This is a genomic window from Almyronema sp., assembly GCF_052168255.1.
Lineage (GTDB): Bacteria > Cyanobacteriota > Cyanobacteriia > Phormidesmidales > Phormidesmidaceae > Sphaerothrix > Sphaerothrix epifaneia.
Window position 1 is genome coordinate 101,029 of record NZ_JBQLZL010000064.1, and the last position, 25,690, is coordinate 126,718.

At 50.6% G+C, this 25,690-nt stretch carries 20 protein-coding genes and 1 pseudogene; 10 read left to right on the forward strand and 11 right to left on the reverse strand.

What is annotated here, in order from left to right; translation table 11 throughout:
- From ACTS3T_RS14255 to ACTS3T_RS14265, 3 genes and pseudogenes are all read left to right on the forward strand, one after another.
- Positions 1-245, forward strand: a pseudogene (locus tag ACTS3T_RS14255) (ABC transporter permease); the annotation flags it as partial.
- A 60-nt stretch (positions 246-305) separates the two neighbouring features.
- On the forward strand, positions 306-1,061 hold the full coding sequence (locus ACTS3T_RS14260; RefSeq protein ID WP_377960566.1) for a thioesterase II family protein: 756 nt from the start codon (positions 306-308) through the stop codon (positions 1,059-1,061).
- Positions 1,052-1,798 carry a 4'-phosphopantetheinyl transferase family protein gene (locus ACTS3T_RS14265; RefSeq protein ID WP_377960568.1) on the forward strand — a complete coding sequence of 249 codons (747 nt, stop codon included), beginning with the start codon at positions 1,052-1,054 and terminating at the stop codon, positions 1,796-1,798. The genes ACTS3T_RS14260 and ACTS3T_RS14265 overlap by 10 nt, the downstream gene beginning before the upstream one ends.
- Here ACTS3T_RS14265 and ACTS3T_RS14270 read toward each other — a convergent pair.
- The 5 genes from ACTS3T_RS14270 to rpe form a co-directional block, all read right to left on the reverse strand.
- Positions 1,795-2,217 (reverse strand): response regulator, encoded by a 423-nt coding sequence (locus ACTS3T_RS14270; protein ID WP_377960570.1) that lies wholly within the window; start codon positions 2,215-2,217, stop codon positions 1,795-1,797. The genes ACTS3T_RS14265 and ACTS3T_RS14270 overlap by 4 nt on opposite strands.
- Positions 2,218-2,225: 8 nt before the next feature.
- Positions 2,226-2,675 carry a response regulator gene (locus tag ACTS3T_RS14275; RefSeq protein ID WP_377960572.1) on the reverse strand — a complete coding sequence of 150 codons (450 nt, stop codon included), beginning with the start codon at positions 2,673-2,675 and terminating at the stop codon, positions 2,226-2,228.
- 56 nt (positions 2,676-2,731) lie between these two features.
- Complete coding sequence (locus tag ACTS3T_RS14280) at positions 2,732-5,017, reverse strand: ATP-binding protein (protein WP_462935227.1); 2,286 nt, start codon at positions 5,015-5,017, stop codon at positions 2,732-2,734.
- 459 nt (positions 5,018-5,476) lie between these two features.
- Positions 5,477-5,653 carry a hypothetical protein gene (locus tag ACTS3T_RS14285; protein WP_377960576.1) on the reverse strand — a complete coding sequence of 59 codons (177 nt, stop codon included), beginning with the start codon at positions 5,651-5,653 and terminating at the stop codon, positions 5,477-5,479.
- Between the two features lie 475 nt (positions 5,654-6,128).
- Positions 6,129-6,830 (reverse strand): ribulose-phosphate 3-epimerase, encoded by a 702-nt coding sequence (rpe, locus tag ACTS3T_RS14290; protein WP_377960578.1) that lies wholly within the window; start codon positions 6,828-6,830, stop codon positions 6,129-6,131.
- A gap of 182 nt (positions 6,831-7,012) precedes the next feature.
- Between rpe and ACTS3T_RS14295 the strand changes: the two genes are divergently transcribed.
- Both ACTS3T_RS14295 and ACTS3T_RS14300 read left to right on the forward strand, forming a co-directional pair.
- Positions 7,013-8,677 (forward strand): S8 family serine peptidase, encoded by a 1,665-nt coding sequence (locus ACTS3T_RS14295; protein ID WP_377960580.1) that lies wholly within the window; start codon positions 7,013-7,015, stop codon positions 8,675-8,677.
- A gap of 169 nt (positions 8,678-8,846) precedes the next feature.
- Positions 8,847-10,490 carry a choice-of-anchor I family protein gene (locus ACTS3T_RS14300; protein ID WP_377960582.1) on the forward strand — a complete coding sequence of 548 codons (1,644 nt, stop codon included), beginning with the start codon at positions 8,847-8,849 and terminating at the stop codon, positions 10,488-10,490.
- A gap of 218 nt (positions 10,491-10,708) precedes the next feature.
- On the opposite strand, the gene ACTS3T_RS14305 is transcribed toward ACTS3T_RS14300, so the two are convergent.
- Positions 10,709-12,796, reverse strand: coding sequence for a tetratricopeptide repeat protein (locus tag ACTS3T_RS14305; RefSeq protein ID WP_377960584.1), 2,088 nt, complete (start codon positions 12,794-12,796; stop codon positions 10,709-10,711).
- Positions 12,797-12,941: 145 nt separating this feature from the next.
- Here ACTS3T_RS14305 and ACTS3T_RS14310 point away from each other — a divergent pair, with 145 nt between their 5' ends.
- Positions 12,942-13,694, forward strand: coding sequence for a phycocyanobilin:ferredoxin oxidoreductase (locus ACTS3T_RS14310; protein ID WP_377960602.1), 753 nt, complete (start codon positions 12,942-12,944; stop codon positions 13,692-13,694).
- A gap of 11 nt (positions 13,695-13,705) precedes the next feature.
- Positions 13,706-14,320, forward strand: coding sequence for a guanylate kinase (gmk, locus tag ACTS3T_RS14315; RefSeq protein ID WP_377960586.1), 615 nt, complete (start codon positions 13,706-13,708; stop codon positions 14,318-14,320).
- A gap of 8 nt (positions 14,321-14,328) precedes the next feature.
- Here the strand turns inward: gmk and ACTS3T_RS14320 are convergent, their stop codons facing one another.
- The 4 genes from ACTS3T_RS14320 to ACTS3T_RS14335 all read right to left on the reverse strand — a co-directional run bounded on the left by ACTS3T_RS14320 (position 14,329) and on the right by ACTS3T_RS14335 (position 19,897).
- Positions 14,329-16,122, reverse strand: a complete 1,794-nt coding sequence (locus tag ACTS3T_RS14320) for a peptidoglycan D,D-transpeptidase FtsI family protein (protein WP_462935228.1) — start codon at positions 16,120-16,122, stop codon at positions 14,329-14,331.
- Between the two features lie 39 nt (positions 16,123-16,161).
- Entirely contained in the window at positions 16,162-16,659 is a 498-nt protein-coding gene (locus ACTS3T_RS14325) for a hypothetical protein (protein ID WP_377965771.1), read from the reverse strand.
- Positions 16,660-17,175: 516 nt separating this feature from the next.
- A complete protein-coding gene (ilvB, locus tag ACTS3T_RS14330; protein ID WP_377965769.1) occupies positions 17,176-19,014 on the reverse strand; it encodes a biosynthetic-type acetolactate synthase large subunit in 1,839 nt (612 codons plus the stop codon).
- Positions 19,015-19,300: 286 nt separating this feature from the next.
- Positions 19,301-19,897, reverse strand: a complete 597-nt coding sequence (locus tag ACTS3T_RS14335) for a hypothetical protein (RefSeq protein WP_377965767.1) — start codon at positions 19,895-19,897, stop codon at positions 19,301-19,303.
- 214 nt (positions 19,898-20,111) lie between these two features.
- Here ACTS3T_RS14335 and ACTS3T_RS14340 point away from each other — a divergent pair, with 214 nt between their 5' ends.
- Positions 20,112-21,758, forward strand: coding sequence for a sensor histidine kinase (locus tag ACTS3T_RS14340; RefSeq protein ID WP_462935229.1), 1,647 nt, complete (start codon positions 20,112-20,114; stop codon positions 21,756-21,758).
- 36 nt (positions 21,759-21,794) lie between these two features.
- Here ACTS3T_RS14340 and purN read toward each other — a convergent pair whose 3' ends face one another.
- Positions 21,795-22,451: a phosphoribosylglycinamide formyltransferase gene (purN, locus tag ACTS3T_RS14345; protein WP_462935230.1), complete on the reverse strand. Its 657-nt coding sequence runs from the start codon at positions 22,449-22,451 to the stop codon at positions 21,795-21,797.
- A 296-nt stretch (positions 22,452-22,747) separates the two neighbouring features.
- Between purN and ACTS3T_RS14350 the strand changes: the two genes are divergently transcribed.
- Together ACTS3T_RS14350 and ACTS3T_RS14355 are read left to right on the forward strand one after the other, a co-directional pair.
- Entirely contained in the window at positions 22,748-23,629 is an 882-nt protein-coding gene (locus tag ACTS3T_RS14350) for a carbohydrate ABC transporter permease (RefSeq protein WP_377965761.1), read from the forward strand.
- A 144-nt stretch (positions 23,630-23,773) separates the two neighbouring features.
- A complete protein-coding gene (locus tag ACTS3T_RS14355; RefSeq protein ID WP_377965759.1) occupies positions 23,774-25,654 on the forward strand; it encodes a GAF domain-containing sensor histidine kinase in 1,881 nt (626 codons plus the stop codon).
- Positions 25,655-25,690: the final 36 nt, after the last annotated feature.

The window sequence follows — 25,690 nt, forward strand, 5'->3', positions numbered from 1 at the left end:
ATAGTTGGGTGCGGTTCTTGACTGAAGCTATTTTACTGTCGGTAACAGGTGGTTTAACAAAAGCCCCTACTAGAGTGAGCGACGGCGGACTGATTGGTAGCGTAACGCCTTTTCAACCTCTAATTTCTTTAACAGCGGTAATGGTTGCCCGCAGCGTTTCTAGCGAAATTGGTCTATTTTGGGGGGTGATGCCTACCCGGCAAGCAGTCGAACTTGATCCCATTGTGGCGTTACGCCGTACTTAGATATAGGGGCTTAAGGAAAATTGCTTGCTGACATTTGCTTCCAGCGACTCTTTTGAATTCATGTCTTCTCATGCCCAGCTTAATCCTTGGATCATTTGCCCACAGCCGACTCCCCAAGCTCGACTACGGCTATTTTGCTTTCCCTATGCCGGGGGTGGGGCGGCTATTTTTCGGGCTTGGGCTTTCCAGCTACCGCCTGAAATAGAGGTTTGCCCCATACAGCTACCGGGTCGCGAAAACCGATTTTCGCAAGCGCCTTTTACCCGCATGCTGGCGCTCATCCATGCCCTATCGCCAGCCTTATTGCCCCTGTGCGATCGCCCTTTCGCCTTTTGGGGACATAGCATGGGGGCTTTGGTCAGTTTTGAACTGGCTCGCTACTGGCATTATCGAGGTTTGGCTTGTCCTCAGCATTTGTTTCTTTCCTCTCATCAGGCTCCTCACCTACCGCGCCAAGGCGTCAAAATGCATTTGCTGCCAGAGGCTGAGTTTATTGCCGAACTGCGTCGCTACAACGGTACGCCAGCAGCCATTTTGCAAGAACCTGAACTCTTAGAACTGCTCTTGCCAGTATTGCGAGCCGATTTTGCTGTACTTGAAACTTACACTTACCGAGCTGGCCCGCCTTTGCCCTGTGCAATTTCTGTTTTTGGCGGCGATCGCGATGCTAAAGTCAGCCAAAAACAGCTATCGGCTTGGCAGATCCATACTCAGGCGCAGTTTAAGCTGCGGCTTTTAGCAGGCGATCATTTTTATCTCAAAACGCAACAAACCAAGATTCTGCAGGCGGTAAGGGAGGATCTGCAGTGTCTCTAACCTGTACCTTAGCAACCCCCGACTGGCAGCCGCCGCCAGCTGATTTAGAACTGCCTGCAGGGACAGTCCATCTTTGGCAAATTCGGCTAACGTCTTCCTTGGCTCAACAATCGCTTTGGCGGACGCTACTCTCAGCGGATGAACATCAGCGGGCTGACCAGTTCCACTTTGAACGCGATCGCCAGCACTACATTGCCTGTCGAGGGCAGCTCAGACAAATTTTAGGACGCTATCTGGCAATCCCCCCTGCCAGGGTCAGCTTTGCCTACGGAGCTTATGGCAAACCGACCCTGGCCAACTGGGTTAGCCGTCCTCTCAGCTTTAATGTTTCGCACTCGCAAGCGATCGCGCTTATTGCCATTTGCCGCGATCGCGCCGTAGGGGTGGATTTAGAATACGAGCGACCCATTGCCGTGGCCTCGCTGGCACCCCAATTCTTTTCCCCTAGCGAACAGGCGCTCCTGTTAGCGGCTGCAGATCAGCAAGCTCTGTTTTTTCAGCTTTGGACTTGCAAAGAAGCCTACCTCAAAGCTACCGGACAAGGAATTTCTGGTCTGGAGCAGGCTATAGCAGAGCTGAATTTGCCAGCAGCTCAGCAAGTCTTTTGTCTAACTACATCAGCTGCCAACCGCCAAAGCTGGGTTTTCTTTCCCTTTCGGCCTGCGCCTGCTTACACAGCCGCCCTAGCCTTGCAGGGAACCCAAGCAGCGATCGCTTATTTTCGGCCAACCGACTAACCTGTCTGCGATAGCGTTTCTGCCGCTTTATTGACAGAGAGGGACAAAGCATGGTGAACCGCTTCTCGAAAAAGCGGTGCGGTTAGCTCACCTTTGACCAAAAAAGCCTGAACGCCTAACTGTCTAGCCTGCAAAGCTACCGCTTCATTGCCTTGACCCGTTAAAAGAATGACGGACGGCGATCGCTCAGGAAACTGCTGCTTTAGCTCAGCCAAAAACTCTAGACCATCAGCATCCGGTAGTAAATAATCCAGAACGATAGTGTCTGGAAACTGCTGATCGCATTGTTCCAGGGCAGTTTCGGCACAGGTGGCTTCTCTGATCTGGTAATGAAGATTTGAATCTTTTTCTAAGAAACGGCGATAGGTCACCCTATCTTCAAGACAGTCATCAACTAATAAAACCTGATGGCGAATCATAAAGCTCTTTACTGAGAACCCGGCAGCAAAACGGCTTTGAACCAGTAGTGAAAAAAGTCATCGACGGTTTTTTTCAAAGCCTCAATGCCAATGGGTTTAAGCATATAGCTATTGATTCCATACTGGTAACAGACATTGATGTCTTTAGGGTTGGAAGAGGTGGTCAAAACCACAATAGGGATGGTTTTAAGCTGCTCGTTTTGCTTGATCTCACGAATAACATCGCGGCCATCGGTGCCGGGTAAATTCAAGTCCATCAAGATGACAGAAGGTCGAGGATACTGGTCAAAATCCGTGTACTGCCCTTCATGATGCAAATAGTCCAGCGCGTCGTCGCCGTCGCAGACCCGACAAACAGTTTCAGCAATGTTCAACTGCTTCATCGCCCGGGTGAAGGCATGGAAGTCTTCGTCGCTATCCTCAACTGCCAGTATCAACCTGCCTCTATCTGTACTCACACTTAATTTTCCTTTGAGATGAGAGATTGAGCGAAGACCAATGATGGCCTGACGGTTCAAGTCGGCAGCGTGAAATAAAAGGTACTGCCTGTCCCATAATTAGATTCAATCCAAATCTTACCGCCGTGGCGCTCCACAATTTTTTTAACAATTGTCAGCCCGGCTCCTGTGCCTCCCCCATACTTGCCAGGGCCGTGCAACCGTTTAAAGATCCGAAAAACCGAATCTAAATGACGCTCGCGAATACCGATGCCGTTATCTCGAATGTAAAACGTCTGCATGGGTTGCTTCCCTTCTGCTGCAAGTGCCGCATCGGCCAGGGGCAAAACGCCTATTTCAATTTGTTTCTGCGTCTGAGTATTGTATTTAAGGCCATTGCTAATCAGGTTGGTAAATACCTGCTCTAGCAAAACGCGATCGCCTTGTACCCAAGGGAGCGGCTGGGCAATTTGTACAGTGACTTCTGTTTGGTCTTTACTCATATAAAAGACCTCAATGACCTCATTGACCAAACGATTGACATCGACAGGGCGCAGGTTCATTTCTTGCCGCCCTAGACGTGCAAACAGCAGCAAAGAGTTGATTAAATCCTCCATTCGCTTAGTCAAGCGAACTAAAGTCTGTAACCGCTCAACCCCCTCTTCGTCCAGGATATTGAGGTAGTCTTCTAGTAGAAACGTAGAGTAATTGTGAATACCGCGCAGGGGTTCCTTCAGGTCGTGAGAGGCAATATAAGTAAAAGCATCTAACTCTACGTTGCTACGCTCTAGCTCTAAATTAATAGCAGCCAGCTCATCGGCTTTACGCAACGCAATTCCTACAATTGCACTTTTTAGCTCTAGCGCTCCTTCAATTTCGCAGGGTAGCCAGGGTAACGACTGGCCAGTAACCGTTTGCTGCCAAGCTTCAAAAGATTTGCGCGGATAGATCGTATAACTGCCATCTGGCTCTACCTGAACAGGTTTATCAGGGTTGCCAGCCCAAGTCACCTGTTGCAAACGCTCTCCCCGAAACCACAAAACAAAGTTCTTTTGAACCCGCGTAATGGTCAGCGCCAGTAAGCCGCTGGCATCGGCTTGAAAGGTCGTAGCTGGCGGATACAGAGTTGACAGCGCATGAGTCACCAGAAGGTCGTTTTCTAGGTGGTTAGGCAGCCATTCGAGCAAATCTTGAATCTGGCTTTCACTCGGTACTTTACCTATTTGGGTTAAATGCCCCTGTGTACACACCACTGCTCCATCGGCACCGACTAGATCCAAAAGTTCCTGACGATCTTTGACAAGCGCGTCAGTAAATTCTTCCGCACACGATATCCGGTCAGTAAACTTCGCCTGAATAGACTTCAAGCGGACTTTATAGTCAAGATTTTCGTTAGCCTCTTTAGACGCTAGTTCTAAAGACATGACCTGACCTAAAAATTCGCAGATCGTTCGCGTATCGTAAGGTACAAACTTGGGAGTTATATGGTGACAAGAAATTAACCCCCACAGCTTTTTGTTTTGTACTAAAGAAATAGACATTGAAGCGCTGACCCCCATGTTTTTCAAATACTCAAGATGAACGGGGGAAACGCTTCTTAAAATGCTGAGGCTTAAATCTAACGGCTCTGCTGCTACGGTGGCTGATTCGGTACTCAAGAGGGGTACGGGCTGGTAGTCAACATCAGGAATCAGCCTGAGAGGGTTTAGCGTGTAAAGGAGTTTTGCCTGTTGGGGAACATCGGTGGCAGGGTAATGTAAGCCCAAGTAAGGTTCTAAATCAGGTTGCTTGTCTTCAGCAATGACAACCCCTGCGCCATCGGTATCGAAACGATAAATCATCACTCGGTCAAAGCCTGTCAGCCGCCGAACTTCTTTAACCATGAGTTCACAAAGCTGGCTAAGATTTTCGGCTTTCTGCATTTTTGCCAGAATGCCTTTGGTCGCGAGATGAAAGCCCCAAAAATTGCTTTGGGAGTCTGCCGTTTTGGGTTCAAGCTCTAAAATCAGTTTGTCTTGCAAAGATCGATGCAGGATGCCGTTAAAGTAAGCCAGCTGAGTATCTGTTTGGATCGTGATCTCAAGCGGATTGAGTACGGCAAAATCATCTTTAAGACTTTGCTGAATCACGTCTAGCTGCTGGGAGGTCAGCAGTTGAGATAGGGGACGGCCTAAAAGTTGGGTTGGTGGTATGCCTAAGTGAACTGCGGTGTTGCTGCTGAGCTGCACCAAGGTGAAGTCTGGCTCAGACAAAACAAAAAAGATGCCGTGCGGTTGAATAAGCCCAGGAATATGGATAGGTTCGCGATCGCAGTTGTTGAGTGTAACGGCTTCGTTAGCTGCAATAAATTGATGGAACGACATTTAAGCAAAGTCAGCAAAAACATTAAACAGCGGCGATCGCGGGTTGCCGCTGTAGAGTAAAGCCTCTAGGCTGGCAACTAACGAGAAAGAACGCTCAAAGACAACCTAGATCAGGTTATCTCTATCATAAAGTCCAGACTGCTGACTCTGGTTGAGCAGTCCTCAAGTTGAGTAAAACCGTCTCAACGCTTACAAGATATTTTTTAACGAGCAGAATTAGAGGTGATGACTAAAGCGGGCTGTGAAGCTTGCTGAATGTAGCTATCAGCATGTTTGGTACATTCTAAGAACTCACTATAATCACAGAGATCGTCGAGTCCAATAAGTCCTAGTAAACACTCAGCTGCCAACCAAACAGCCGTTTTGAAGAGGAGTGTTTTCCACTGAACCATAAGGGCACACTATCCCAAGCAAGCTAATCAAACATACGTCTGTGTTAGCTAGGGATATGCAAGGTCGTTATTCCACAACGCGAATACGCCCCTGATTTAAAGCTTCATAAATTCGATCAATTAAAGCCTGATCGTGGCGGCTAATTTGACGTTTGGCATACAAGCTCATGAGCAATCGTTGATCATATCGGGTTAATCTGCGCGTCGAAAAAATTTTTTCAACTGTTTCTTCGATTGAATTCATGTTCTTCTTCACCCCGTTCCAGCTGATAAGCACAAGCATTGAATCGTAAAATCTGCTTCTGAGACGCTCTCTCTGCTGAGTTAGCTGACTGTCTGTGTGCTTAACTTCGCTGCGTCTAGTTACAATTTAGACGTAAAAGAAACTACGCAAATCAGTGAATTTAAGTAATTCAAACCGTTTTAAGTCGGGGCTAACCGTCTTTACACGTCAGTAGAATCAAGCAACAGACTGCTTCAGTCGCAGATGATTTTGGGTTGTTTTCCCTATTAAAAATGTATAAAAGATATCTAATTATTTCATCCGCCATCCAAGTGGAAAGCTTCGGTCAGACAGCGGAAATCCAACCGCTTTTTTAGACCGCGAAGCTCAGCGGCTCTAGAAAGGGCTGGCAGAGCGGTAGTTACTCAAAAGCGCGATCGACTTAAACAAGCGATCGCGCTGGTTAGGGTTAATACGGAGTTAATACCGCCAAGAATTATACGGCAGCTAGCTCAGGGCGTTTGCTGTTGCGAATACTGCTGATTGCGTCGGCATAGTCATCAGCTTTAAAGACGGCAGAACCAGCAACGATAGCATTGGCTCCCGCTTCAAGCACCTGCCAGGTATTGTTTGCTTTCAAGCCGCCATCTACTTCAATCCAGGGGTCTAAGCCGCGTTCGTCACACATCTGACGCAGTTGGCGAATCTTTGGTAGTACGGCAGGAATAAAGCTTTGCCCGCCAAAACCAGGATTAACGCTCATGATCAAAATCAGGTCGCAAATCTCTAGTACATGTTCGATTAGTACCAGTGGCGTAGCCGGATTGAGCACTACACCTGCTTGCTTACCCAACTCACGAATCTGTGAAAGGGTACGATGCAGGTGAGGAGAAGCATTGTGCTCTGCATGAACCGAGATAATGTCCGCTCCAGCTTTCGCAAAATCAGCGACGTACTTTTCTGGTTCTACAATCATCAGATGGACGTCAAGCGGCTTTTGCGTCACTGGACGGATGGCTTCAACAATCAAAGGCCCAATGGTAATGTTGGGCACAAAGCGTCCATCCATCACATCTACGTGAATCCAGTCGGCACCCGCTTTGTCGGCGGCGCGCACTTCGTCTCCCAATCGACTAAAATCAGCCGATAAAATTGATGGAGAAATGACAATTGGCTTATTGGATTTAGTGTCAGTCATGATGGACGGATACTCCTGTCTCCTCGCTGCGTATTCATCGTAACAAAATCTTTAGTTTCCTCCTAGCTATTTGGACTTCAGACTTTGAGCAAATTAGCTCAACTGACGCTAGAGTAGGGGCAAGCTAAACTTTTGCTGCCAATTTTCTTCCAAGATTGCCTACGCATTTTTGTTAAAGGTCTATGAGCTGCCGTTTCCTCTCTCAGCTGACTTCTCGACTAACAACGCGTTCTCTGGGGCTGGGTAGTCTACTCAGTTTGACCGCAGGCTTGCCAGTGCTAGCCCTTTCTCTCTCGATTGGGCCAGAAGGAATTGATGCTAGACGCTTGCATGAACAGCCCTACGACTTGACGGGTCGCAAGATTGCCATCGGCCAGGTAGAAATTGGGCGTCCTGGTCAGTTTGGTCTAGATAAAGTGGCTTATGAGATGATGCCCGTAGCGGTACGTGCCGTTTTTTTTCGCGATCGCTTAGCTAGCCCCAATCAGTATGTAGATGGTCATGCCGCTAATGTGGCCAGCGTCATGATTAGCCAAGACAAAAACTTAACGGGAGTAGCGCCTGGGGCTACGTTATATTCAGCCGCCATTGGCCCCCTGCAAGGTCGCAATGGCCAACCGGAAGAATGTTTGGCCTCGCAACACGTAGCCCTGCAAAACGGGGGTGACGTCCGCGCTATGAACTTTAGCTTTGGAGAAGCGCTGGGACGCGATCCGCGCCCTGATCCGATGCTAGATGGTAATGCCCTGCTTACTCAATGCATAGATTGGTCGCATCGGGTTCATGAAATGCTGTACGTGATTGCCGGAAACCAGGGTTCGGGAGGAATTCCCATTCCCACCGATAACTTCAACGGCATCAATGTTGCTTTTTCTACAGCCATTGACGGTCGCTTTTACCGGGTAGACTACGCCAACATGGGCAGTGAGCCGATTTACCGCCCCCAGCGATCGCCTGCGCCTGAAACTAACGTGGGGCCGCGTCGCTCTATTAATTTGGTAGCCCCTGGCGGCAATTTAGAGCTTTTAGATCCAGATGGACATCCGCGTCGCACCAGTGGCACTAGCTTTGCCGCGCCGCATGTTGTGGCCACCATCGCTTTGTTGCAAGAATTTGGCGATCGCCAAATTCGTACTGGCCCTGACAACTGGAACTTAGATGCGCGTCAGCCAACGGTGATGAAAGCTATCTTGCTCAACTCAGCCGATAAAATTAAAGACTCAGGCGACGGCTTGCTTCTGGGCATGACGCGCACCTTACTAGACGAACAAAATACCACCTGGTTAGATTCTGACGCATACCGAGATCCGAAAATTCCGCTGCACGCAGAACTGGGGACGGGCCATCTTAACGCTTTTAGGGCTTATCAGCAATTTCAACCTGGCCCTCAGTCTGCAGACGCGGCTGTTCCGCTGATTGGCTGGAACTACAGCGCCCTAGAATCTCCCGTACCGCCGACTGATCTACCGCGATCGCAGCCAGCAGTGTTGTCTCAAGATTATGTTTTTGAGCAGCCTTTGCAAGGGGGCAGTTTTCTCTCGGCAACATTGGCATGGGAGCGTTTGGTTGTTCTTCAAGATGAGAATCAAAACGATCTCTACGACATTGGGGAAACTTTTGCCGATCGAGGGCTAAACAACTTAGATTTGTACTTAATGCCAGCCGAGGCAACAGACATCAGCCAAAGCCTCTGGTCTTCCGTCAGTGAAGCTGACAGCGTCGAACATATTTTCTTCCCTATTCCTGAAACGGGACGCTACAAGCTACGGGTAGTCTATCGTCAACAGGTTAATGACGAATTGCTGCAACGATATGCTTTGGCTTGGTGGGCGGTAGGTGCTAATTGATGGGGGGGCACTCAACCTTAAACGATTTGGGTGCCTATATAAAAGGGTAATGATTTTTTCTTGAAGAATCCGTAAATGTACGGGTCATTAACCTTTTGATAACCTTAGCTTGTGGGCTGCTTAATTTCTACTCAGTAGTTTTTTCTGAGTGGTCAAATTAACAACCTTTATGCACACTTCAAAGTTTTTGGGTTTGGTGGCGTCTAGCTTAACTTTGGGAGCGCTGGCGCTACCTGCAACGGCTGATGTTCAGTTAACGCCTGTCGGTGGCTATCTGACTAACGTTTTCAATGAAGGCGCTGCTGAAATTTCAGCTTACGACCCGGTCACGCAGCGTTTGTTTGTCACCAACGCCAACGCCAACACTATTGACATTATCAATATTGGTGATCCAACGCAGCCAACCCTGGTCAGCAGCATTTCACTGAATCTATTTGGTGGTGGTGTTAACAGCGTCGCTTTCAAAAATGGGGTGCTAGCGGCTGCTGTTGAGGCCGACGTCGCTCAAGATGCGGGTCAGGTGGTCTTTTTTGATGCGGATGGTGTGGTTCAGGGCGCTGTTGCGGTAGGAGCGCTGCCTGACATGTTGACGTTTACCCCAGACGGTAGCAAAATTCTTGTTGCCAATGAAGGCGAACCCAGCAGCGATTACAGCAACGATCCGGTTGGTTCAGTCAGTATTATCGATATCTCAGCCGGGATTGGCGGAGCCACTGTATCCGAGGCTGGCTTTACCCAGTTCAATGGAACTTCATTTACTCAAGCCAGCGGCGTGCGTATTTTTGGCCCTGGCGCAACCGTTGCCCAAGATTTAGAGCCAGAATATATTGCTATTTCAGCTGATTCAACAAAAGCTTATGTCTCTCTTCAAGAGAACAATGCCCTTGGTATTTTAAATCTAACGACGGGAGAGTTTGAACAAATTGTTGGCTTAGGCTTTAAAGACTACAGCCAGCCCGGTAATGAATTAGACAGCAGCGATCGCGACGATGCAATCAATATCGTTAACCGTCCGGTGTTTGGGCTGTATCAACCTGATGCGATCGCGACCTTTGAAGTAGCCGGCCAAACTTACATCATTTCGGCCAATGAAGGCGACGCTCGCGACTATGATGCTTTTGCCGAAGAAGAGCGGATCAAGGACTTGGTGCTTGACCCTAATGCGTTTCCCAATGCAGCCGAACTTCAGGCTGACGAGGCTTTAGGCCGCTTAGCCGTTACCAGTACCCTGGGAGATGCCGATGGGGATGGCCTTTACGAAGCGCTATATGCGTTTGGTGGACGTTCGTTTTCAATTTGGGATGCAGCAGGCAACCTGGTATTTGATAGCGGCAGCCAGTTTGAGCAAATCGTTGCTCAAGCGTTTCCTGAATTCTTTAATTCTGACAACGACGAAAACACCTTTGATACCCGCAGCGACGCCAAAGGCCCTGAACCTGAAGGGGTAACCATTGGCGAAATTGAAGGTCAAATCTATGCCTTTATTGGCCTAGAGCGTATTGGCGGCGTCATGGTTTACAACATCACCAACCCCACCGCCCCTACGTTTGTCCAATACGTCAACAACCGCGACTTTAACGGCAATCCAGAAGCAGGTACCGCAGGTGATTTAGGCCCAGAGGGGCTGCTATTTATCTCAGCAGCCGATAGCCCCACAGGCATTCCTCTACTGGCTGTCACCAACGAAATCAGCGGCAGTACTCGCTTGTACTCGATTACGGATAAACCGGCCTCGGTTCCTGAACCGATAGCTACTACGGGCATTGCCTTAGCAGGCTTGGTTGGGTTGCTGGGACTTAAGCGTCGTTCCTAAGGACTATCCCCGCAGTACGGCTGAGAGGGTTAGCTTAGAGATAGCCACAAGCATTGGAACCCTTCTGCTGCAAGTTGCTGACAGAAAAGCTTTCTTTCTTTTCCTAGCCCTCAGTCTGCTGCCTTTCGCCATGACCTAGACCGGGGGTGTCAGCATAATTCCAAATGATGACACCCCTTGGTCTGCTGGGACGTGCTGATCTAGATAACGTTCTATCGCTAAAGCTTGGGTAGTAATTCTGGTAGTAGGTGAGCAGGAATTTGTTGTAAAGCTTGCTGCTGGCGAGCAATGCCGAGTTGTTGCTGCTGTAGTCGCAGATTGTTGGCGATCGCCTGAAGCGTGGTTTCGCGGGCTTCGGGTGAAGTTTGCCATCCCTCCCAAGCTGTGAGGTAGTGCTGTAAGCCTTGAGTCAGGTGGTGAGTCTGTTCTGTCTCGCTGAGCTGTCCAGATGCGCCTAAATAGCCGTGAACCACCCCTAGACTGTAGTGGACTGAATAGAGGTCTAACGATTGGGCTGAAGCTTGTGGATGGCCGAGCTGTAGAACGTTTAGCGTTTTGCTATAAGCGGCGATCGCCTGCTGCCACAACTGGTCTCGCTGTTGAACTTGCTTTTGGTGGCTAGCCAGTTCACAGTAGGCGGTGCCTAAGTTGTTTTGGGTAGCGGCACAGGCCGCTGCATCTATTTCAGGTGTGCGGTAAACCAAAGCCTTTTGGTAGGCTGCAATGGCCTGCTCTAGGCTAACAACGGGTTGGTGGTGCTGAGCCAAACTCCAGTAAGCAACGCCTAAGTTGTTTTCAATCATGGCGTAGCGAAGGGGTTCTTGGTGGGGTTGGCAATATTGCAGGGCTTCTGTGTAAGCGGCGATCGCCTGCTGAAGGTGCTGTCTGGGCGACGCCTGCTGAGCCAGCCGCCAGTGAGCCGCCCCCAGGCTGTTTTGCAAAGAAGAATATTCTAAAGCGGCTGTTTCCGCAGAGCGATAGTTGAGAGCTTGGTGATAGGCGTCTACGGCTTGAGTCAGGTGGCTAAGCGGCGTTTGGAAATTGGCTAAAAAGCTGTGGGCAGCGGCTAAGTTACTGTACAAGCGTCCGGTCGCTTCTGGCGTTTGGTCAGCTCTTGTGTTTAGCGCCTGCTGATAAGCCCGAATGGCCTGTTCCATCAGCGGTAGCGCCTCCGCAATGGCTGAGGTTCGCTGGGCTTTAATCCAGTAGAGGCTGCCTAAATCGTTGAGGCTATCACTCCAGAGGGGAGAATGTTCTGGCAACCAGCGTAGACCTTCTTCATAGGCTTGAATTGCCGCAACCAGGAGTTCGCCATCGTCGTCACCCGCTACCAGGCGATCGCGGTAGACCTGGCCAAGCTGTAGATAGGCGTTGCCTGCGGCTGGATCAACCTCCTGGGTTAGCGCTGAAGGGGGTTTGGGCAAAAGCGCTACAGCGGTTGCCGTCTCTTGACGGGTTTGAGAAGAAGCCGCTGCGTCAGCCGCCGGAGATAAGGCCTGCGATCGCGAGGGCAAGTCTGTTTCAATCGGCACCAGCGGCTCAGGAATTACCGTTTCTAGCTCAGCGAGTTCAAGCTCTTCAAGCGTAATTTCGGTGGCTGGAACGACACTTGCTAAAGTCTCGGTAGGCGGGGGTGAAGTGTCGGCAAGCGATGAGCCAAAACGGGTTGCCAGATAACGCGAGGTAGCTGCTTTACCGGGCAGCGGTAGGGTGGCAGAAGGCTGCTCAGGCAAAGGGGCTAACGGGGTAGGATCACCAACAAATTCAAAAAAGCCCGTGTGGCAAGCCCAAAAGCTAGGTAACGACTGCTGAATCAGGCGGATCCAAGGCCAGGGCATCCATAAAAGCAGACTGTGCTCTAAAGCGGGTAAAAGCAGTTCAACTTGCCGCAGCGATCGCAAAAACTGGCGTTGTGTCGTTGCAGATTGGCGGGTTAGCTGCTCAATCCCAAGCACTTGTAGACTCATCCCCGTAGGTGGGTTGTCGCTGAGCCGCTGCTGTTGAATGCAGGCAACAATTTGCTGGGGCAGGTGAGGCTGTTTGGGGTCAAGTTGCAAGCATTGCAGAGGGCGCTGGTGTTCTTGCCAACCTTCTAAGGTGGTAGCTGCCGCGTCAGAACCCGCAGCTATTTCAGCTTCTAGCTGAGTGGCGAGGCGATCGCGCAGCCGCATATCATCGCAAACCGCAATCAGCAACTGACGTTTTAGATTGAGCTGCAGGGTTAGCTTGAGGCGCTGGTAGGTGCGCTGATTTAAACCGAGCACTTGACGAGAAGGGAGTTCAGTGACGACCATCGACCGGGGCATTGTTGGGAACCGCACATTTATTCCTTCTAAGATTGCCAGTCTAGGTCAGGAATAAAGACCGGAATCCCCACTGAAGCTGATATTCTAAAACTCTGAGAAGTCTGGCAAATGCAACTTTTCTTCATAAAACTGACTAACCGTTTTTATATCTGTTGTGTCTAACCCGTCTATTCGAGAGCGGCAACATCCGTTGATTCGTCAGCTAGCTGATCTAATCGAAGCTACCTGGCAAAAGCATTTGACTTTGGTACCCTACCAGCTACCTGAAGACTTGGGCTATGTCGAAGGACGGCTAGAAGGCGAAAAACTGGTGATTGAAAATCACTGCTACCAAACCCGTGAGTTCCGCAAACTTCATTTGGAACTGGCAAAAGTTGGACAAAGCTTAGACATTCTGCACTGTGTTATGTTTCCCCGCCCAGACTTTGCTCTACCGATGTTTGGCTGTGATCTAGTCGGCGGACGGGGGCAGATTAGCGCAGCGATCGCAGATTTGTCACCTGTTAGCGCCGACAATAGCCTGCCGCAGGGTTATCAAGATCGACTTAGGGCTTTACCTCAACCTGACTTTAGCCAGCCTCGCGAGTTGCCAACGTGGGGAAATATTTTTTCTGCTTTTTGTACCTTTGTGCGACCGGGTAACCTAGAAGAAGAAGCCGCCTTTTTAGACCGGGTTAAAAATTTTCTAGACATTCACTGCCAACAAGCGATCGCAGCTTCACCCGTACCCCAGCAACAGCCCGAAATTTTGCGCGGTCAGCAGCGCTATGTTCAGCAGCAACAGCAAAACGACAAAACTCGTCGGGTGCTTATTAAGGCGTTTGGGGATGAGTGGGCTGAACGCTATATGACGACAGTGCTGTTTGATTTACCAGACGTCGAGCTAAGTTTGAACTAACGGGTTTGTCAATGCCATATTCGTCTACAGCCATCCCTGAGTCTGAAAAGATCACAACCCAGTCCACCTCGGCTAAGCCAGGAAAACTGGTGGTCTTTACGGGGCCTAGCGGTGTCGGCAAAGGAACCCTATTGCGACGTTTGCTAGCGAGCCATCCTGAGCTTTATCTTTCAACCTCGGCTACCACTCGACAGCCCCGACCTGGTGAAATTAACGGACAGCATTACTATTTTGTCGATCGCCTAGCGTTTGAACAAATGGTGGCAGCGGGGGAGCTGCTGGAGTGGGCTGAGTTTGCTGGTAATTATTACGGCACCCCGATGGTTCCTGTGCAGCAGCAAATTCAAGCAGGGCATTGGGTCGTGCTGGAAATTGAGCTAGAAGGCGCTCGCCAGGTACAGCAGACTTGTCCAGAAGCGTTGCGAATTTTTATTTTGCCACCTTCTCTTCAAGAACTCGAAAGGCGACTTCGCGATCGCAGTCAGGATAGCGAAGCCGCGATCGCCCGACGCTTGCAACGAGCCAGAATTGAGGTTGAAGCGGCAGATGAGTTTGATATTCAAATTGTCAATGACGATCTAGATAAAGCGCTACAGCAGTTAGAAAAAGCGCTCTTTGGCAGCTAAGCGATCGCCTATTCAGCTTCGTTGGTGGCAGGGGTAGCTAAGTCGCTGGGGGGAATGCCCTCAACTGCTACCAGTGCTTCGGTAACGGCTTTAACGATAGGGGCGGCAACGGTTGAACCATAGGCATCATCTCCCCAAGGTTCATCGACAATTGCCAGTACCACGTAGCGGGGAGCTTCGGCGGGCAAAATGCCAACAAAGCTGGTGATGCGGGCATCGGTATAGTATCCATTCAAAGCTTTTTGAGCGGTACCTGTTTTGCCTGCCAGTCGATATCCGGCAACCTGGGCAGGCTTACCTGTGCCATCTTGGACGACGGTTTCCATCATGGCGACGACTTGCTGAGCAGTTTCGGCGTCAAACAAGTCTTGAGGTTGAGGCCGAGGGGGTTGCCAGCGCAGTTGCCCTTGGCGATCGCTGAGTCCTTTAACTACATGAGGACTGACTAATTTGCCGCCATTAGCTAAAGCTGCATGCAGCCGCAAAAGCTGAATAGGCGTGAGGGCAAATCCCTGGCCAAAGGCGGTGGTAGCAGGTTCAATTCGGCTACCAACAAACTGATTGCGCTCTTTCAACTGGCCGGCTGTTTCGGCCGGGAGTTCAATACCCGTGGGCTGATCGATTTTGAGCCGCTGCAGCCAATCAAAATATTGTTCGGGTGCCAGTGCTTCCATTAGATGCACCATGCCAACGTTGCTAGAGTATTTCAGCACTTCCGCCAGCGTTAGCCCGCCCCGTCCCCCTCTGGCACTAAAATCAGCATTTTGAATTGGCCACTCGCCAATTTGGATGCGGCCTTCATCGTAAACGGTAAAACCAGGTTCGACCGCTTTGGAAGCCAGCGCGATCGCTACGTTAATAGGCTTAAAGGTAGAACCTGGCTCATAGCTGTCGCTGACAGCCCAGTTTTTAAAGGCAGCTACCTCCGCTTCGTAATAGCGATTTGGGTCATAGGTGGGTTCGACCGCCATCGCCAGAATCGAGCCATCAAGCGCATCCATTACCAAAACAATGCCGCGTTTGGCGCTGTAGGTCTGCATCTGGCGGCGCAGGCTTAACTGGGCTGCTCGCTGGAGACGGCTATCTAGCGTTAGCTGCAACGTCAACTCATCTCCAGCAAGCAAAGCGGCTAGATCGGAGTCTTGAGCCTTCTCGACGGTAGCTGGGGCTGGCGTTGGTTGGGCAATGAGTAGCTGCTCTTGGAGGCTGTATTCTAGTCCGGCTTGGCCTTTTCCATCAACATCGACGTAACCGACAATTTGAGAAAACAAATCTCCTCGAGGATAAAATCGTCGCAGGTTAGGAATTAGCTCTAGACCGTTGATCCCTTGATTTGCAATCCGCTTAGCGGCTTCTTCCGGGAGCATCTCAGCGACTTTCAGCCCGGTTTCTTGGCTCTCGAATTGTTGCACAAGCTGGGCTGTTGGCTGCTCCAAAAGCGGACTCAGTTCAGTCGCGATCGCCGTTGCAGGCCGATCAAATAAGACCGGATGAGCGTACAGCGTATACTCAATTTGATCAACAGCCAGAGCATTCCCTTGACGGTCGATGATGCGATGACGAGCTTGAATCGGCTGTCGGCGTCTTTGCTGCTGCTGCTGTGCCATTTGCGCCAGCACGGGGCCTTGCATCAGCTGAATGTAGGCCAGTCGGCCTGCAAGGCCGAACATACTCAACATCAGCAAACTCCAAACCAGCAAAGCCCGGAAACGAGGAGAGTAGGAACGGGAGCGCTGCCGAGGTTTAGGTTTTCGGGACGCCGGACGCCGCGATCGCGTCGCGAAGCGAGAACGAGAAGACATAAGGCTCAGCCGTACTAATGGCAACAGTCACAAGAATTTTCAATAGCCCAAAGGTTGCGTCACCAGGGGTTGAGCGGGGACTGTAGCGGCCTCAGGCGTGGCGTTTGCTTCAGGAGCAGCCGGGGGTAGAAAAATCAAACTGTTAGGCTGAGGCAGTTCTAACGCGGCTCCCGGATCTTCTGCCTGCTCGGCTAGGTGCTGCTTAAGCACTTCATTTGCCGTGGTCAACTGCTGCTGGCTGCGGCGTAGCCCTTCTAGGCGTTGCACGCCCGCTTGTACCGACTTATCGACGTAAACCGTACAGCCATACAAAGCCAAAACCGCAATGAGAAGACCGCCTGTAAACAGGGTTGTCCCCCGGTACAGACCCACAAGCAGATGTAACCACAAGGGAACCTTAAAGGGATCGGCGATCGCCGTTGGGGACTTACCTGAAACGGCAGCACCCGATTGCTTGGCGGCCATCATCGGAATGACCCGGCGGCCTCGCCGTCGAGTCAAAGGTTTTTCGATATCACGTTTCAAGGCTGCCGCCATGCATTTCACTCCTTCCAAACAAATTCACCGTCTCTGGGGGGCAAGGCTGAAACTGCCCAGATGCAGCTAGCTTAATCTAAAACCTGCCGTCAACTGGGCAACGACCGCTTTGGGCTTTGGGTCTAGCCTCAGTCAATGGCTAACTGAGATGAGGTAGCCCCTGAGCATCCCAACAAAGTATAGCTGTAGCTGCTGGGTTGAGGTACTTAAATTGCTGAAAGCCTGTCACAGAAAAGCTTTCATTCTGACTTTTACGGTCAGCCTTCTACCTTTGGCCGTATAAGCCAGCGTCAAGATTTCAGGGTTATCGGCTAACCGCTATTTGATTGGGTTAGCCGAACCAGCGACTAACTGAATACCCCAAATTTCGAGATTGGCGACATAGTAACCTGCTGAAGTCGTAACAGCAATAGATCAGCCTCAGCAGGCTGTTACAGATTATTTCAAGCTGAGGAAAGCCTGTTTTCCTCAGCTTGTTTGCCCCTGCTTGCGCCTGACGCTAGCAGGCGGAGTTTGCTATAGCTTGGTGCCGCAATCAGGACAAAAGCTATTGGTTGAGGGGTTTTTGGCATTACAGCTAGAACAGTACACTAGCTCAATAGCCTGCTCTAGCTTGGGCGACGGCTGTAAACCCAGCATTTGAGCATTACTCTTACCGGGGGCAACCATCGGGTAGCAGTTCTCGTCTTTGCGTACCCGCACGTCCATCAAAACAGGGCCAGCCTCAGCCAGCATCGTGGCAATACTGGCTTGTAATTGATCCCGGCTGTGTACCACCATGCCTTTGACACCAAAAGCCTGAGCCAACAGCTCAAAATTAGGCATCCCCACTTCCATATTTGAGCAAGAATAACGCTCACCATAGAAAGCTTGCTGCCATTGCCTCACCATGCCTTGCCAGCCGTTATTGATGATCACAGTTTTAACCGCAATGCCATACTGAGCCAATGTGCCTAGTTCCTGGAGGTTCATTTGAAAGCTGGCATCACCGCTGATACAAATAACGGTCTCATCAGGCAGGGCAACTTTCACGCCCATGGCTGCTGGCATACCATAGCCCATAGTGCCTAGCCCAGCGCTAGAAATCCAGCGACGGGGGCCATTTTTAAGAAACTGAGCCGACCACATCTGGTGCTGACCGACATCTGTGGTGTAGTAGGCTTGGGGGGCTTGCTGGCTCAGGGCAACTATCACCTCTTGGGGTGAAAGCATATCTGAGTAGGTTGGTACAACCAGGGGATAGTCTTGCCGCCAGCGATCGATACGCTGTCGCCAGACTTGAGTTTGCTGGGGATCACCCACAACATTACTTTCTTGCAGGCGTTGTAGCAAATCTTCTAAGACGCTACGAACATCGCCAACGATAGGAACATGGGGTGCTCGGTTTTTACCCACTTCAGCGGGGTCAATATCAATGTGGATAACCTTGGCTCGCGAAGCAAATTCGTCTAATTTACCCGTAACGCGATCGTCAAAGCGGGCACCTACAGCAATCAGCAGATCACATTCGCTGACGGCAAAATTAGCGTAGGCCGTGCCGTGCATGCCCAACATACCCACAGCAAGAGGATGATGTTCGTCGAACGCCCCTTTGCCCATCAGGGTTGTGGTTACTGGAATTTGAAAATACTCAGCTAAGGCTTTAACTTCGGCATGGGCTCCTGCTGTAATAGCTCCTCCACCTACATAAAGCAAAGGTCGTTCCGACCGTTTTAACAACTCAATTGCGTGGTTGAGCTGGCGGGGATTGCCTTTGACGGTAGGTTTATAGCCAGGGAGCTTGACGGAGCGAGGTTCGACGGGTAAATAGTCAAATTCTTCTAGGCCAACGTCTTTAGGAACGTCGATGAGCACTGGGCCAGGACGTCCGGTTTGGGCAATGTAGAAAGCCTCCGCGACGACTTTAGCCATCTCTTGGGGATCGCGAACGACATAGGAGTGCTTGACAATCGGCAGGGTGATACCAAAAATATCGGTTTCCTGAAATGCATCGCTGCCGATCGCATTACGGGGGACTTGTCCTGTAATCACCACCATTGGAATTGAGTCCATCTGGGCGGTGGCAATGCCCGTGACAAGGTTGGTAGCTCCTGGGCCAGAAGTCGCAAAACAGACCCCTACTTTCCCGGTTGCTCTGGAGTAACCATCAGCGGCGTGGGATGCCCCTTGCTCGTGGCGGACTAGAATATGTTTGACTTGTCCGGCGGCTTCAGCCTGATAGAGGGCATCGTAAATTGGCAGAATAGCCCCACCGGGGTATCCAAAGATATGCTCTACACCATGTCGCACGAGGCTGTCGATGAGCGCGCATGCACCCGTTACCCGTTTGGGCGCAACTTTATGCTGAACTTGCACAGGAGATATCATTACACTGTTGCCGAACTCTTAGGGATAACTTTTAACTGTACTATCTAAGCGGTGCGAATACCTACAAACGGATATTCGTCAGTCCTTATCCTATCTTTTCCCTCTGGCTTCTGCAGGGGTGACAGGCAATAAATTCAAGTTTTCGAGTGGGGGCGGCAGCGGACACAAGCCGCAGTTAGACTGGCTTGAGCGGATGGCGGCTCAAGGGGCTGCGGAGCCAAAATGTTAGCAATCCTACAAAATTTAAAGTTTAGTGATGGCGATCGCTTGATAGCTAGCTTGCTGCTGCTGGGTCGGGGCTGTGCTGCTGCAGGAGCGTGGTTAGGAAAGTTGCGGCTGTGGTGGGGAATTTTGCCTGGGCGCTTTTTGAGGCTGGCTCAATCTGCCAACCTGTAACTTGAGTGGGCGATCGCCAAAGCGAATGATGGCTCACGGCTGGATCGGCATAAAAGCGACTACGACCTGCTCCTAGCAGAGCCGAACTCCAGTGAGTGTAATAGTCGTGGCTCAGACGATAAATAGGAAACTCCCCGGCTAACGGTACGCCCCAACCGTCTACAGCGATCAGCGCTCGTACGGACTGCCCCCGATGATAATGCCAAGCTTGAGCCGCCCCCATCGCCCCAACAACACCGGCACTAAAAGCCAAAAAAATTAGATCGCTTTGGCGGGGGGTTTCAATCTGCTGCTGTAAAAATTCCAGAATCAAAAAAGGTGAAAACGCCCAATACTCGGCTTGTGGAAAGGTCAGTATCCGCAGATTAAGCTTGGGCAAGAGAAGATCGATTTCGGTGAGTAAGCTCTGGGTCAAGCGGGGGGAATGCATGCCGGGACAAACAACCAGGCAAGTTTGAGATAAGGTTTGAACCATCCCGTTGAAACTCAAGACAACAAATTGCACAAAAAACTTACGATCAAGGAAAACTGCACTTTTCTCGTTCGGTTCTACTCATACCTTTATTTTGGCCTTACCAGTAATCTTGTTGTAGAGCGGGTGTTTCTGAGTTCTAGCAATAAGAGCCTGATTGGTTGAGATCTGGCTTTAGGAGCTTAGCAGCGCCTCCGGTGAAGCAGGGGGAGAGTTTGTGAGCCACCGTTTTCTTTCAACCTTAAGTGATCTTGTGGCACTGGATGAGCTAGCCTCACCGTTGACGGCTGATGCTACGCAGCCCATGCCATCTTCTAGGGCGGCGACTTCTCAACGGCAAACCTCATCAGATAGACAGCTCGGATTGCAGGCGGAAGCTGAGTGGCAAGGGGCGATCGCCGCTGTCAATCAATTGTTGCAAACAGTTGTAGCCGATGCCGAAGGTAGCCCTATCACTGAGGCTGATGGTAGTCGGCCACTGGCGGGTCTGGTTCTTTCTGGGCCTTTACCAGTAATCGAGCGACCAGATTTAACTTCACAGTTTTCTACCTGGATTTTTAACGCTCAATTGCTCAGTCCTTTGGGCTGGCCGCCCCAGCTACTACCTGCCGATTTCAACCGTCTGCCTGCAGCCAACACGTCTCAGATGTTGCCGCTGCTACCGGGAGATCCCCTCGGACAAGAGCGATTTTGTCTGGTGTTGACGGCTCGTTTTAGCCTGATTCTGGTACTCGGCCAGACGGCTTCTGGTTTACCTAAGTTTCGTTTTTCTTTCACGCCAGATATTGTTGAGCAGGCTTATCAGCTATTGCGATCGCGAGTGCTGATCGCTCAGCCCTATTATTTAGAGCGCTTAAACGTTTTAACCGACAGATTTCCGGCAGTTGAACCTAGCTATCAGCTAGTGACTCACTTTAGCCGCTATTTGCTAACGCATCAGTCTGAGGCTCGCTTGACTCATTTGCTTCAGGGCGGAACGGCGATCGCGGCTGACCCGGAATTGAACGGTCACGCTGCCATCGCTAGCCGCACACCGATGCCTTCGGCGGACGTTTCGGCGGCGACGATGTCGGTGTCGTTTATGCCAACCACCCCACTGCCTGAGCCAGAATCGGCGGATTGTTCGGCTGCGCTTAGCTCAGATGCTGAGTTACTGCAGGCAATGGCACACGAAATTCGGACGCCGTTGACGACAATTCGGACGCTCGTGCGATCGCTATTAAGGCGTTCTAATCTAGAGGCCAATGTCGCTAAGCGTTTGCGATCGATCGATCGCGAGTGTACGCAGCAAATCGATCGCTTTAATCTGATTTTTAAGGCGGTTGAGTTAGAAACCGAAGCGAGCAAACAACCCAAGTCGCCACTAACGCCAATCGCCCTTTCGCAAATTTTTCAAGAGTCTATTCCTGATTGGCAACAACAAGCTAGCCGTCGCAACCTGACGTTAGAAGTGTTGCTGCCGCCCAAGCTGCCTATGGTCGCCAGTGATCCAACCATGCTCAAGCAAGTGCTAACTGGGCTGGTAGAGCGATTTACTAACAGCTTGCCCTGCGATAGTCACCTACAGCTTTGTGTGATGCTAGCGGGGCATCAGCTAAAGCTACAGTTTCAGTCTACGGGGCAGAGCGAAGCGGCAAGTTCAGTCAATGGTTGCTCAAAGGAGAAGGCCGCCGCCGCTTCACCGCTCAAGTCGTTAGGGCAGTTGTTAATGTTTCAGCCCGAAACGGGGGGCTTAACGCTGAATCTGGATGCTACTAAGAATTTGTTTCAAGCGCTAGGGGGCAAACTCATTGTCCGCCAGCGCCCGCAGCAAGGTGAAGTGGTTACGGTCTTTTTGCCGCTGGAAAGCCCGGTGAAAATTTAAGCACAGACTGGCTATGGTTGGGGCGAAGCGGCAAAACTATTCATCGCTTTGCTGAGCTGCTAACGCGATCGCTTGCGGATAAATGCGATGTTCTTGCTGCTGAATTCGCGCCTGCAGCGTTGGCGCTGTATCGTTCGGCCAAACGGGGACAGCCGCCTGCATGATAATGGGGCCACTGTCTACAGCTAGTTCAACGATGTGAACTGTACAGCCTGAAATTTTTACGCCAGCTTTTAACGCTTGTTCCACCGCTCGCAGGCCGGGAAAACTGGGCAGCAAACTGGGATGAATGTTTAAAATTCGCTGTGGAAAAGCCGCAATCAAAACCTGTGTGACTCGGCGCATCCAGCCCGCCATAATCACCCAGTCCACCTCAGCCTGTAGCAACGTCTGAATAATGGCGGCATCTAGCAGTTCGCGGTTGGGAAAGGCGCGATGATCAAGCAAAACAGCAGGAATTCCCAATTGCTCAGCCCGCTGAGCGACCCTGGCCTCTGGCTGATTATAGATTAAAACTGCAATACTGGCGTTGAGCTGTCCGGCGGCGATCGCGTTGGCAATTGCGGCTAAATTGCTACCATTGCCCGAAGCCATAAGGCCCAGACGAAGGGGTTGAGCTTGGGCTGCTGGCCACTCCACCTGTGGCGAAATAATCGAAAGTTCTGCACCGAATTCGAGTTCATCTGGGGACATGGCATCAGCTTTGGCAACGCTTATTGATTTTCTCAGGCTTTGACATGATTAGCGGCTCTGGCATTCAAGTTTTTGCCGTCCGGTGGTAACTGTTCTCTGGTTCAAGGTCATGGCCAAAGGCAGCGGGCGGAGGGCAGCGGGCAGAAGGAAAAATTTTTGGGTAGCGGCTTGCAGTCAGTGAAGTGGCTTAAGGCTTGTGGCTACCGCTATAAACGCTGAGGAGAGGGTTTCACAACTGAGTGTTTAAGTTATAGAGTTTGAGAATATTGCTAAACCGTTAGCTTTGCAGCGGCTATATGACCTTAAAGTCTCGTTGGCTCAGTCAAGAAGCTACAGCAGCTTGGCTGCTGTTAACCCCAGCTTTGGTTTTGTTGGGCGTTTTTGTGCTCTGGCCCATTGCTTATTTGGTTTATCTCAGCTTTACGACGGGTAGTTTTACGCGATCGGGAATTCACTGGCAGGGTTGGCAAAACTATCAGCGGTTGCTGATGGATCCAGACTTTTGGCAGGTTTTGGCTAATACTCTTTACTTCGCGATCGCTACTGTAATTCCGAGCTTGGTTTTGCCGCTAGGGCTAGCTGTATTGCTCAATCGGGTTGTCGCTTTGAAGGGCTGGTTGCGTACTGCTTACTTTATTCCTTCTATTACGTCTTTAGTGGCAGTAGGTTTGGGCTTTCGCTGGTTGTTTCAGCCTGACGGGCCAGTCAATGATTTACTTCTGAGTTTAGGCGCTACGGCTATTCCCTGGTTGAGCAGCCCCGTTTGGGCAATGCCCGTTTTGATTTTGCTCAGTATTTGGAAACAGATTGGCTTTAATCTGGTGGTTTTTATCGCTGGCCTACAGGCAATTCCACTGACGCGATACGAAGCGGCGGCGTTAGATGGGGCAGGGGCTTGGCAAAAATTTTGGCACATTACGCTGCCGGGATTGCAACCCACGCTGGTGTTTGCCACGGTGACGACTCTCATTTTTACGCTGCGTAGTTTTGAGCAGGTTTACGTGGTGACGGGGGGCGGGCCGCTCAATTCAACCAACGTTTTGGTTTATTACATTTATGAGCAGGCTTTTGCTCAATTTGATTTTGGCTATGCGGCGGCGGCAGCGACGCTGTTGCTGCTAATGGCTTTACTTTTGGTCTATATTCAGTTGCGCACTTGGGATAAAGAAACTTCATAATTTCTCGCCCGAACTGGTCATTTTTGCGGATAGTCGGGAATAGTGAATTTACAGCCATGGTTAGTGGCACCGCTGTTGCGCCTAAGGGGCGCAAATGGTTCGAAACTTTATCTTTAACTAAAAGTTGGCTTTAATTCGCTGCTTATGAGCCCTCAACAACCCTCTCAGGTGGTCACCGATAGCTCAAGAGATGGGCGAGTTCTGTCTCAGCCTCTAGCGGCGGTGAACGATGAATGTCCAGAAGCAGAAAAGCTCTTGGGGGCGATCGCGCGGCAAGCGCTTGCACAAGAGAGTATTGAGGATTTTTTACAAAGCATCGCTGCCATTTTACGAACTCAGTTAGCCGTCGATCGGGTTTTAATTTATCCTTACGATCGCGCTCAGCGCAGTTCGGCGATCGCAGAGGCGACTATTGCTGAACTTTCGCAATTTCAGCTATTTTCTTTGACGGAACTGGGGCTAGAGGTAGCGGCTCAGAGCGCTTGGCAGCACCAAAGCAGCCAGATGATTCAACACGAGCCAGATAAACGCGTCTCTGCGCAGCCATCTCGCTTGCAGGCTAGCTTTGTCATACCGCTACAGGTGGCTTTGCAGCCTTGGGGAGTCATTGTTTTACAAACTCACAACCCAGCTTTATTGCAAAGCGATTTTGCATCCCGGCTAGACCCTTTGGCGATCGCCATTAGCCAAATTTTGCAACGCTTACAGGCTCACTACCAGCTACAGGTTCACAACCAAGCCTTAGCGGCTGAGGTACAGCAACGTACCGCCCAGCTTCAGACTGTATTAGATTTTGAAGCAACGCTCAAACGCATTACCGATCGCGTACGCGACAGCCTAGACGAAAAGCAAATTTTACAAAATGCGGTCAAAGAACTCACAGAGGCTTTGGGCATCAAAGGCTCTAACACTGCCTTGTATGACCTAGAGCAAGGTACCTCAACCATCTATTACGAGTACACCACGTCTCTGTCGTCTTCTCAGGGACGGGTTTCGCAGATGGAAGCTTTTCCTGAGGTTTACCATCAGTTGTTAGAAGGCCAGTATTTTCAATTTTGCTCTATTATCCCTAACCCAGTGCGGGGGCGGGTAGCCATGTTTGCCTGTCCCATTTTGGACGATCGCGGCGTTCTCGGCGATCTCTGGCTGATCAACGACAAAGGCTATGGCTTTAATGAAGTTGATATTCGTCTGGTGCAACAGGTTGCTAACCAGTGTGCGATCGCCATCCGTCAGGCTCGTCTTTACCAGGCAGCTCAATCGCAGGTAGAAGAATTAGAGCGCTTAAACACGCTCAAAGATGATTTTTTAAGTACCGTTTCCCACGAGCTACGCACCCCCGTTACCAGTATGCGAGTGGCGCTACAGCTCTTGGGTGTAACGCTTAATCAGGAGTTTGACCTCGATAGCGAACTGCAAAAATCTAAGGCTGAACAGGGGCGCATTGCCCGCTACTACCAAATTTTGCAAGAAGAATGCGAACGTGAAATTAGCCTAATCAACGACCTGCTAGATCTACAGCGGCTTGATGTCGGCAATCATCCCATTCACCCTCGCCCTATTCAGCTTCAGCACTGGCTACCTCGAATTGTCAATGGCTTTCAAGCGCGAGTCAAAAGCCGACAGCAGCAGTTGGAACTCCAAGTGCCTGAGTCTTTACAAAAAATCGTCTCTGACGAAGCTAGCCTAGAGCGCATTGTGGCAGAACTACTCAACAATGCCTGTAAATATACGCCCCCCGGTGGCAACATTTGTCTGGCTGTTAAACGCTCTAGCGATGACCAGATCCAGTTTTGTATTACCAATACGGGCATTGAGATTCCTGCCGACGAAATGCCGCGCATTTTTGATAAGTTTTATCGGGTTCCCAGTGCTGATCCGTGGAAGCAGGGGGGCACTGGTTTGGGGCTAGCGCTGGTTCAAAAACTGCTGATGCACTTGCAGGGCGATATTCAGGTTACCAGCGGCCAAAATCAAACCTGTTTTACGTTTGACTTGCCTGTGGCTTTGCGTAACTTTGGCTAGCAGGGGTGGATTTGGCGAAGCGATCGCTACTATAGA

What these genes read in the sequence shown, in the direction of transcription:
- ACTS3T_RS14325 (WP_377965771.1), bottom strand. Translation starts at nt 16,659, where the DNA reads ATGGCGGCAGCCTTGAAACGTGATATCGAAAAACCTTTGACTCGACGG.
- purN (WP_462935230.1), bottom strand. Translation starts at nt 22,451, where the DNA reads ATGTCCCCAGATGAACTCGAATTCGGTGCAGAACTTTCGATTATTTCG.
- ACTS3T_RS14285 (WP_377960576.1), bottom strand. Translation starts at nt 5,653, where the DNA reads ATGAATTCAATCGAAGAAACAGTTGAAAAAATTTTTTCGACGCGCAGA.
- ACTS3T_RS14300 (WP_377960582.1), top strand. Translation starts at nt 8,847, where the DNA reads ATGCACACTTCAAAGTTTTTGGGTTTGGTGGCGTCTAGCTTAACTTTG.
- ACTS3T_RS14335 (WP_377965767.1), bottom strand. Translation starts at nt 19,897, where the DNA reads ATGGTTCAAACCTTATCTCAAACTTGCCTGGTTGTTTGTCCCGGCATG.
- ACTS3T_RS14355 (WP_377965759.1), top strand. Translation starts at nt 23,774, where the DNA reads ATGAGCCCTCAACAACCCTCTCAGGTGGTCACCGATAGCTCAAGAGAT.
- ACTS3T_RS14305 (WP_377960584.1), bottom strand. Translation starts at nt 12,796, where the DNA reads ATGCCCCGGTCGATGGTCGTCACTGAACTCCCTTCTCGTCAAGTGCTC.
- ACTS3T_RS14280 (WP_462935227.1), bottom strand. Translation starts at nt 5,017, where the DNA reads ATGTCGTTCCATCAATTTATTGCAGCTAACGAAGCCGTTACACTCAAC.
- ACTS3T_RS14350 (WP_377965761.1), top strand. Translation starts at nt 22,748, where the DNA reads ATGACCTTAAAGTCTCGTTGGCTCAGTCAAGAAGCTACAGCAGCTTGG.
- rpe (WP_377960578.1), bottom strand. Translation starts at nt 6,830, where the DNA reads ATGACTGACACTAAATCCAATAAGCCAATTGTCATTTCTCCATCAATT.
- gmk (WP_377960586.1), top strand. Translation starts at nt 13,706, where the DNA reads ATGCCATATTCGTCTACAGCCATCCCTGAGTCTGAAAAGATCACAACC.
- ACTS3T_RS14260 (WP_377960566.1), top strand. Translation starts at nt 306, where the DNA reads ATGTCTTCTCATGCCCAGCTTAATCCTTGGATCATTTGCCCACAGCCG.
- ACTS3T_RS14295 (WP_377960580.1), top strand. Translation starts at nt 7,013, where the DNA reads ATGAGCTGCCGTTTCCTCTCTCAGCTGACTTCTCGACTAACAACGCGT.
- ACTS3T_RS14270 (WP_377960570.1), bottom strand. Translation starts at nt 2,217, where the DNA reads ATGATTCGCCATCAGGTTTTATTAGTTGATGACTGTCTTGAAGATAGG.
- ACTS3T_RS14320 (WP_462935228.1), bottom strand. Translation starts at nt 16,122, where the DNA reads ATGTCTTCTCGTTCTCGCTTCGCGACGCGATCGCGGCGTCCGGCGTCC.